The sequence below is a fragment of the Anaeromyxobacter sp. SG66 genome (assembly GCF_022690805.1).
Taxonomy (GTDB): Bacteria; Myxococcota; Myxococcia; order Myxococcales; family Anaeromyxobacteraceae; genus Anaeromyxobacter; species Anaeromyxobacter soli.
The window spans coordinates 1-8,597 of record NZ_JALCZC010000147.1; the positions used below are offsets into that span (position 1 = coordinate 1).

An 8,597-nucleotide genomic window follows, 5' to 3' on the forward strand; every position below is an offset into this window, starting at 1 on the left:
CCGCGCCGCCCGCCTGCGCCGCGCCGGCTCGCGGCGAGGGCGCGGCGTGAGCGCGAGCGCCCCGCCGCGCGTGGACGTGCGCGCCTACGCCTGCCCCATGACCTACGTGAAGGCGAAGATCGCGCTCGAGCGCCTCGCGGCCGGAGAGCGGCTCGAGGTCTGGCTCGCCGCGGGAGAGCCGGTGGAGAACCTGCCGAGGAGCGCGGCCGAGGACGGCCACCGCGTGCTCGCGGTGGAGCCGCTCGCGGGCGCGCCGGGGGCGTTCCGCGTGGTCCTCGAGAAGGGCGCCGGCGCCGCGCCGGAGTGGCCGTAGGAGGGCGCCGGGTGCCCCGGCGCTCACGGGAGTCGAGAGCGTGAACGACGAACGGCTGGAGCGGTACGCGCGGCAGCTCCTCGTGCCGGGGTTCGGCGAGGCGGCGCAGGAGCGGCTCGGGCGCGCCCGGGTGCGGGTCGTCGGGGCGGACGCGGTCGCGTCCGCCGGCCTCGTCTACCTCGTGCAGGCTGGGGTGGGGCGGCTCTGGATCGAGGACGCCGAGGACGTCTCGCCGAGCGACGCCAGCGGCTGGCTCTTCGCCCCATCCGCCGTCGGCTCGCCGCGCGTCGAGGCGGCGCGCGCCGTGCTCGCCCCGCTCTCGCGCTTCGTCTCGATAGAGCCCTATCCGAAAGGCGGCGTGCCGACCGCGACGCTCGTCTTCGCGTCTTCCGGGCCGCAGGCGCTCGCCTCCGCGGAGGCCGCGCGGCGCGCGGGGATCCCCCACGTGGTCGTCGAGCCTGACGCGGAGGGCGGGGCGCTCGTGGTCGTGCCGCCGGGCGCGCCCTGCTACGCCTGCGCCCGCTCGACCGCCGGCGCGGGCCGTCCCGCGCAGCCCGGCATCGCCGCGCTCTCTGCGCTGGGCGCGGCGGAGCTCGTCCTCATGATCGCGAACCCGGAATCCACCCCCGGGCGACGCATCGATCTCGTCCGCGGCGTCGCGACGGCGCGACCGACGAGCCGGCTCCCGGGGTGCGCGTGCGGCGGCCCCGGCGCGGGCGCGACGTAGCGACGTGTCGCTGCCGCTCGGGTGATCCCTCCTGCGGCGCTCGCCGGCTGCTTGCGGCGGGGCTGCGGCGGGCCGCCTCGCCTGCGCTGCTCGTCTGCCAGAGGGAGGAGAAAGGCCTACCGCGGCGCCGATTTCTCGGCCCGTGTACCCCTGCGCGTCGTCGAGAATTGACCCTCCGGCAACGCCCATCCGGGGGGCGCATTGCACAACGAGCCGGATACACTGAAGAAAGCCAATAGGTGGGGAGGGAATACCCGTTTGGCGGGACAGGATCCGACAGGGTATACTTTCGAGATCGCGCTCGAACGGATCGGCCCCCGGCGACCGGGCGACGGCCGACCGAGCTGAGACGCTGGAGGATCCATGGACACGCACACCACCGGCTTCGTCATCTGGCTGACGGGGATGAACCGCGCCGGCAAGAGCACGCTCGCCGCGCACCTCGCCAAGCGGCTCGTGGCTTCGGGGCGCGCGGTGGAGCTGCTCGACGAGCACGGCGACGCCGCAGTGCTGCTCGAGGGCCTCGGCGCCAGCAAGGAGGACCACGCGCGCGCGGTCGCGCGCCTCGGGCTCGTCGCGAAGGCGGTGGCCCGCTCCGGTGGGATCGCCGTCTGCGCGGCGCTCTCGCCTTACCGCGACGCGCGCGACGCCCTGCGCAAGGAGGCGCGCCGGTTCCTCGAGGTGTTCGTCGACTGCTCGATGGAGAAGCTCCAGCAGCGCGATCCGCAGGGGATCTATCGCCGCGCGCTCGCCGGCGAGCTGAAGCAGGTCCCCGGCGTCGACGTTCCTTACGAGCCGCCCACCCACGCGGACGTGACGGTCCACACCGACCAGCTCTCCGTCGAGGAGGCCGGGACGCGCGTGTTCCAGGCCCTCGTGGATCAGCGGCTCGTGGGGCCGGCCGAGTTCGGACGGATCACGGGCGGGCTCCGGCCGCGCCGGGGCAAGCCGGACCGCGCCGTTCGCGGCGGCGCCCGGCGGAAGCTCGTCGCGAAGGCGGCGGCGAGGCAGGCGCCGAAGAAGGTCGCCGGCAGGGCCACGAAGACCGCCAAGCGCCGCCGCTGAGCGGCTGCGAGCCGCGCGCCTGCGGCGTCACGGGCGGCACGTACGCCTTCGCCGCGGCTCCCGGGCCTCGGCGACGGCATGACGCGTCTCGCGACCCCCCGGATCCGGTCGCGGAGCTTTGCGCGCGCGGACGCGAGCGAGTAAAAGTCCCGCGCCATGTCGCCGAACGTTCTCGAAGATCTCCGCCGCGACTCCGCGCAGAAGCTCGCTCGGCTGAAGGAGGCGCTGCGCGGCTGCGCCAGCGTCCTCGTGGCCTTCTCCGGCGGCGTCGACTCCACCTTCGTCGTCGCCGTCGCGCGAGAGGTGCTCGGCGATCGCGCCGTGGCGCTGACCGCGCACTCCCCGTCGGTTCCCCAGGCAGAGCGCGAGGAGGCGCGCGCGCTCGCCGCCCGGCTCGGCGTCCGCCACCTGGAGCGAGACAGCCACGAGCAGGAGGACCCGGGCTACCTCTCGAACCCGGTCGATCGCTGCTACTACTGCAAGCGCGAGCTCTTCCGGATCTGCGAGGAGACGGCCCGGGTCGAGGGGCTCGCCGTCGTGCTCGACGGCTTCAACGCCGACGATCTGGGCGATCACCGGCCGGGGCACCGCGCCGCCGAGGAGCGGCGCGTCCGCTCGCCGCTCGCGGAGGCGGGCCTCACGAAGGACGAGGTGCGCGCCTGGAGCGAGGCCTACGGGCTCCCGACCTGGGCGAAGCCGCAGATGGCGTGCCTCGCCTCGCGCATCCCCTACGGAACGCCGGTCACCCCCGAGCGGCTCGGGCAGGTGGAGCGAGCCGAGGCTGGGCTCCGCGCCCTGGGGTTCCGCGACCTGCGCGTCCGCCATCACGGCGACATCGGGCGGGTGGAGCTCGCCGAGGGCGAGCTCGCCCGCGGGTTCGAGCGTCGCGCCGAGATCGCCCTGGCCGTCAAGGCAGCGGGGTTCAAGCTGGCCGTGCTCGATCTGGAGCCCTTCCGGTCGGGCCGCATGAACGCGCTCGCCGGTGTCGCGCTGCCCGTCGTGGCGGGGTAGGGCGGTCGGCCCCGGGGCCCTCGTCGGAGGCGCCCCTGTCAAGAAAACTGTCGAACGTGCGCTTTCTTGCGAGGCGGCTATCGAGTGGTAGCGTGTAGGCAAACGTAAGCCGTTGTCGCAAGGAGCCTACACATGCCTACGCCCGCCGAGCTGACCGACGTCGTTGCCGCCCAGGACCCGAGCGCGTCTGCGCGCCTCGAGCCGATGCTGGTCCGGCTTCCCCCCCAGTTCGCCGCCGAGCTCCGCAACCTCGCCCGCCGCACGCGGGTCCGTCAGTCCGACTACCTGCGCGAGGCCGTGGCCGACCTCCTCGCCAAGTACGGCCAGCTCCCGCCCGAGCAGGGGGCGATGTGACGGCCGAGACGTCCGGCCGCAAGGACGGACGCTCGACCCCGCCCGAGCCGCCGCGCCTCCCGGGCGGCCGGGTGCGCGTCGCCACCGGGGCCCGGGCGCCGGTGTTCGGCGTCTTCATGGAGCTCTACCGGGCGGCGCGGGCAGCGAACCGTCCGGATAGACGACCGCGGCAAGCGTGAGCCCCCAGCCGGGCGCGCGCACGCCGCGGTACCGCCCGCGCGCGAGCAGGAGGTCGCGGACGAGGGTCGGCGGCGCGAGCCCGAGCCCCACCGCCACGGCGGTGCCGGCGAGGTTGCGGATCATCGCGCGCAAGAAGCCGTGTCCCTCGAAGACGAGGGCGTGGAGCGGCGCCCAGCTCGCGGTGACCACGTCGGCCCGGGTGACGGTGCGCACCGTGCCCCGCTGCTCTCCCGGGCGGGCGAAGCCGGTGAAGTCGTGCGTCCCCACGGCGTGCGAGAGCGCGCTCCGCATCGCCTCGGCGTCGAGCCGCGCCTCGGTGAGCGCCGGGAACGCCCGCGGGTCCGGGAGCGCCCACGCGTACCCGGCGAGCGGGCCGGGCGGCGGCGCGCCGACGAGGTAGACGTAGCGGCGGCCGCGGGCGGTGTTCCGCGCGTGGAAGGACGGCCCGACCCGCAGCGCCTCGCGCACCAGGATCCCCTCTGGCAGGGCGGCGTTCAGCGCGCGACGTAGCGCCTCGGGATCGAGCGCCGCGCGCGCCGAGAAGCTCACGACCTGGTCGAGCGCGTGCACCCCGGCGTCCGTGCGCGCCGCCACGGCGAGCGTCGCCCTGACGCCCGCGGCGAGGAGCGCCCCCTCGAGCGCGTCCTGCACCGTGGGCAGCCCCGGCTGCCGCTGAAACCCGCGGAAACGCCCGCCTTCGTAGGCGACGCGCAGAGCGTAGAAGCGCCTTTCCACCTCGTGCTAAGTTCACCACGCCCGCCGCGCCTGCGTCACCTCCGGCGTGCGCTCCCCACCCACCTCCTCATCCGAGTCCCGCACCCCGATGGCGCCCGGCACAGACGAGACGCTCCTCCTCGACGACCCCCGCCTGCAGGGCGGCGAGTGGCTGTTCCGCAAGGGCGGCCAGGTGTTCGGCCCGGTCGATTCGCGCGGCCTCGCCGCGATGCTCTACCGCGGCGAGCTCGACGCCCTGACCTCGGTGTCCGCGGGCGACGGCAGCTGGCGTCCCGTCGGCGAGGTCCCCCTCTTCATCCTGCACGCCAAGCGGGCGGCGGCGGCGCAGCGGGTGGAGCGCGAGGTCACCGGAGCGCGCCAGCTCGCGGCGCGCCGCGGGCGCCGGCGCGCGCTCGGCTGGGCCCTCGCGCTCGCGCTCCTCGTGGGCGGCGCGGCGGTCGTCGGGTTCCTGCTCGCCCGGCGCCCGGCGGAGACGAGCGCGCTGCTCGAGGACTTCGGCGCCGGGATCTCCATCGCCTCGGCGGCGCGGGTGGGCGTCGAGCACCGCGCGCCGGAGGCGGACGACATGGTCGAGGTGCCCATGGACGCGCCGGCGCCCGGGGCGAGCGGCGGCCGCGCGCGCCCGCCCGCGGCCTCGCCGGAGAAGAGCGGCGGCCTCGCGGCGTCCTCGCGCCGCGCGGCAGGCGGCGCGATCGACGGCGGCGAGCTCGTCTCGGCGCAGTTCGACGAGCGCAAGATCCAGGCGGTCGTCTCGCGCGAGCAGCGCACGCTCGTGCCGTGCTTCCGCGACGAGGCGACGCGCTCGCCCGACTTCCACGGCGACGTGCCCATCGAGTTCGCGATCGGCAACGACGGCCGCGTGGCGGCGCTCTGGATCGACGAGCCGCGCTTCCGCGCCGGCGCGCTCAAGGACTGCCTCGTGAAGGCGCTCGGCGGCTGGCACTTCGAGACGTTCCCGGGGCAGCGGCCGACGGTCTCACTCGCGTTCCGGATCGGGCGATGACGGCCACCGCCGAGAAGCTCGCCTCCCGCGCGGAGGACCTGCCGGAAGGCTCCTTCCGCCGCGAGGTCCTGGAGGGCGCGCGGCGCTTCAAGACCGCGTGGGTCGGGCTCGCCCGGCTGCTCGTGGAGGTGAAGCGCAAGGAGCGCTGGCGCGAGTGGGGTTACCCGAGCTTCGAGCGGTACTGCTCGAAGGAGCTGTTCATCCGGAGCGCGACGGCCGAGAAGCTCACCGCGAGCTACGGGTTCCTCGAGCGGCACGAGCCCGAGCTCGCGAAGCAGCGGGGCGACGGGCGCGCTCCGCCCTTCGAGGTGATCGAGGTGCTGTCCCGCGCCGAGGCCGCGGGGCGGCTGTCGGACTCCGGCTGGCGCGAGCTCCGCGACGAGGTGCTCGTGGAGCGCCCCCCGACGCCCGCGACCATGAACCGCAAGCTCGCGGAGCGGTTCGGTCCGCCCGCCCCGCCGGCGCCCGCTCCCAAGGAGGATCGGCTCGATCGGCTCGCGGCGCAGGCGCGCCGCCTCGCGGAGGCCTGTCGCGAGGAGGCGGCCGTGCCCCGGCCGGTCGCGGAGCGCGCAAGCGCCCTCGCAGGGGAGATCGAATCGCTGCTCCGCCGCTGATCCGTGACGCCCCGAAGGAGTTGGTGGGGCGGTGCGGGACGCACCTGGCTATATTCGAACCGTGCCCCAAATTCCGGGGGTCGGGGGCTTGGTGGTAACATCGTGGAACCGAGGGATCGCGTGAGCCGGAAAGACCATCACGGCAACCTGTCGTGCTCATTCTGCGGGAAGGGGCAACGGGAGGTTCGCAAGCTCATCGCGGGGCCGACGGTCTACATCTGCGACGAGTGCATCCGCCTCTGCAACGACATCATCGCGGAGGAGGCGGAGCGCGACGAGGGGCGCCCCGCCGTCTCGCTGCCGACGCCGGCCGAGATCAAGAGCTTCCTCGACGACTACGTGGTCGGTCAGGACAAGGCGAAGAAGGTCCTCTCCGTCGCCGTCTACAACCACTACAAGCGCGTCTACTCCAAGAAGCCGGCGCGGCCGCAGCGACCGGGCCAGGCGCGGCCAGGCGGGGACGACGTCGAGCTCCAGAAGTCGAACATCCTCCTCATCGGGCCGACGGGGTCGGGCAAGACGCTCCTCGCCCAGTCGCTCGCCCGGTTCCTCAACGTCCCGTTCACCATCGCGGACGCGACGAGCCTCACCGAGGCCGGCTACGTCGGCGAGGACGTCGAGAACATCATCCAGAACCTGCTCCACGCCGCGGACTACGACGTCGAGAAGGCCGCCCGCGGCATCGTCTACATCGACGAGATCGACAAGATCGCCCGCAAGGGCGACTCCCCGTCCCCGACGCGCGACGTCGGCGGCGAGGGCGTGCAGCAGGCGCTCCTCAAGATCATCGAGGGCACGCGCGCGAACGTCACCCCGCGCGGCGGCAAGAAGTACAACCAGCAGGAGTACATCCAGGTCGACACCTCGAACATCCTCTTCATCGTCGGCGGGGCCTTCTGCGGGCTCGAGCAGGTGATCCGCCGCCGCGCCGGCGTGAAGGCGCTCGGCTTCGGGGCCAAGATCGAGCGCAAGGAGGAGGCGAGCCTCGGCGAGCTCCTCGCGCGCGTCGAGCCGTCCGATCTCGTGAAGTTCGGGATGATCCCCGAGTTCGTCGGGCGCCTGCCCATCATCGCGACGCTCGCCGATCTCTCCGAGGAGGATCTCGTCACGATCCTCACCCAGCCGAAGAACGCGCTCACGAAGCAGTACGTGAAGCTCTTCGACCTCGAGAAGGTGAAGCTCTCCTTCACGAAGGAGTCGCTGCGCGCCACCGCCCGCGAGGCGATGCGGCGGAAGTCCGGCGCCCGCGGCCTCCGCGCCATCCTCGAGCAGGCGATGCTCGACATCATGTACGACGTGCCGTACCGGGAGGGCGTGAAGGAGTGCAAGATCACGGACGGCGTGATCCTGAACAAGGAGCCGCCGCTCCTCTCGTTCGAGAAGGAGAAGAAGCTCGCCTAGGGCGGTCTTCCGTCCTGGATGCACCCTCGACGCCCTGGCCGCCTCGGCCGGGGCGTCCGTGTCTTCGGGGCTGCGTAGCGGCCGGCAGGAGGGTGGGCGGGGTGACGGCGCCGCACAGTGTGCCGCGATGCGCCGCGCGCGAGGTGCCAAGCGTCCGGGAAAACCGTGGAATTTACGCGGCATCCCGATTGCTAGGTCATCCGGGTGAGGAGCCCGCCGGGGACCCTGGCCATTCCGGCGCCCGACCTCCGAGGAGAACCGTCATGCTCCGCCACACGCTCATCGCCGCGCTGATCGCGACCTCGCTCGCGCCGCTCTCGACGCACGCGCAGGACGGCGGCTGGGACGACGACTCCGGGGATCGGTGGGCCGACGAGCGCTCGCCCGACTACGACGTCTCGGTGGACGTGGGCGTCTCCGGCGGCGTCACCTTCGACACGTTCTACGATCCGCTGGGCCAGTACGGCGAGTGGGTTTCCGCCGGCGCCTACGGGCGCGTGTGGCGGCCGCACGTGGCCGGCGGATGGCGCCCGTACTACTACGGCCGGTGGGAGTGGACGAACGAGGGCTGGTTCTGGGTGTCGGACGAGCCGTGGGGCTGGGCCGCCTATCACTACGGGCGCTGGGCCTACGACGGCTTCTACGGCTGGGTCTGGGTGCCGGGGTACCAGTGGGCGCCGGCGTGGGTGTCCTGGCGGTTCTCCGGCGACGTCGTCGGCTGGGCGCCGCTCGCTCCAGGACTGTCCGTGTACGTGACCTCCTATCCGTTCTACGACACCTGGTGGACGTTCGTGCCGAGCGTCCGCTTCGTCTCCGTGCCCGTCTACAGCGTCGCCTACGCGCCCCGCTACACGCGCCACTACTTCGACCGCACCGCCCCCGCGCCGGCGCGGCCGGCTCCGCGCCCGGTCCCGGGCGGCGCCCGTCCGTCTCCTGCTCCGGCGTGGGGCGGCCCCGCGCCTCGCGCCATCGAGGCCCGCCTCGGCCGGCCTCTCCGTCCGTCGCGCGTGATCGCCGCGCCGTCGCCGGCCGCCGCGCGAGCAGGCTCCGGGGAGATCTCGGTCTATCGGCCCGACGCTCGGCCGGCGCCGGGGCGGGGCGGCTTCGGCCGTCCCGAGGGGCGCGGCCCGGCGGCGGCGCCGGCGCCCGGCCGGAGCGGCGAGCGTGGCAACGCGTTCGTGCCGCCGGGGCGCC

Annotated in this window: 10 protein-coding genes; 9 read left to right on the top strand and 1 reads right to left on the bottom strand. The window is 74.1% G+C overall.

What is annotated here, in order from left to right:
• The 5 genes from MNZ39_RS22115 to MNZ39_RS22135 all read left to right on the top strand — a co-directional run.
• Positions 1 to 313: sulfurtransferase TusA family protein (locus MNZ39_RS22115; RefSeq protein WP_242341264.1), on the top strand; the 313-nt coding region annotated here is incomplete at its 5' end.
• A 40-nt stretch (positions 314 to 353) separates the two neighbouring features.
• The gene (locus tag MNZ39_RS22120; RefSeq protein ID WP_242341265.1) at positions 354 to 1,040 is read left to right on the top strand and encodes a ThiF family adenylyltransferase; all 687 of its coding nucleotides are present in this window, start codon (positions 354 to 356) and stop codon (positions 1,038 to 1,040) included.
• Between the two features lie 363 nt (positions 1,041 to 1,403).
• On the top strand, positions 1,404 to 2,105 hold the full coding sequence (gene cysC / locus MNZ39_RS22125; RefSeq protein ID WP_242341266.1) for an adenylyl-sulfate kinase: 702 nt from the start codon (positions 1,404 to 1,406) through the stop codon (positions 2,103 to 2,105).
• Positions 2,106 to 2,261: 156 nt separating this feature from the next.
• Positions 2,262 to 3,116 (top strand): ATP-dependent sacrificial sulfur transferase LarE, encoded by an 855-nt coding sequence (gene larE / locus MNZ39_RS22130; RefSeq protein ID WP_242341267.1) that lies wholly within the window; start codon positions 2,262 to 2,264, stop codon positions 3,114 to 3,116.
• Positions 3,117 to 3,248: 132 nt separating this feature from the next.
• Positions 3,249 to 3,470 carry a ribbon-helix-helix domain-containing protein gene (locus MNZ39_RS22135; protein ID WP_242341268.1) on the top strand — a complete coding sequence of 74 codons (222 nt, stop codon included), beginning with the start codon at positions 3,249 to 3,251 and terminating at the stop codon, positions 3,468 to 3,470.
• A 114-nt stretch (positions 3,471 to 3,584) separates the two neighbouring features.
• On the opposite strand, the gene truA is transcribed toward MNZ39_RS22135, so the two are convergent.
• Positions 3,585 to 4,385 carry a tRNA pseudouridine(38-40) synthase TruA gene (gene truA, locus MNZ39_RS22140; protein WP_242341269.1) on the bottom strand — a complete coding sequence of 267 codons (801 nt, stop codon included), beginning with the start codon at positions 4,383 to 4,385 and terminating at the stop codon, positions 3,585 to 3,587.
• Positions 4,386 to 4,473: 88 nt separating this feature from the next.
• On the opposite strand from truA, the gene MNZ39_RS22145 reads away from it, so the two are divergent.
• From MNZ39_RS22145 to MNZ39_RS22160, 4 genes are all read left to right on the top strand, one after another.
• Entirely contained in the window at positions 4,474 to 5,388 is a 915-nt protein-coding gene (locus tag MNZ39_RS22145) for an AgmX/PglI C-terminal domain-containing protein (protein ID WP_242341270.1), read from the top strand.
• Entirely contained in the window at positions 5,385 to 6,002 is a 618-nt protein-coding gene (locus MNZ39_RS22150) for a hypothetical protein (RefSeq protein WP_242341271.1), read from the top strand. Before MNZ39_RS22145 ends, MNZ39_RS22150 begins: the two co-directional genes overlap by 4 nt.
• Before the next feature lie 120 nt (positions 6,003 to 6,122).
• Positions 6,123 to 7,403 carry an ATP-dependent Clp protease ATP-binding subunit ClpX gene (clpX, locus tag MNZ39_RS22155; RefSeq protein WP_242341272.1) on the top strand — a complete coding sequence of 427 codons (1,281 nt, stop codon included), beginning with the start codon at positions 6,123 to 6,125 and terminating at the stop codon, positions 7,401 to 7,403.
• 263 nt (positions 7,404 to 7,666) lie between these two features.
• A partial coding sequence (locus MNZ39_RS22160) for a DUF6600 domain-containing protein (RefSeq protein ID WP_374202555.1) occupies positions 7,667 to 8,597 on the top strand: 931 nt, incomplete at its 3' end.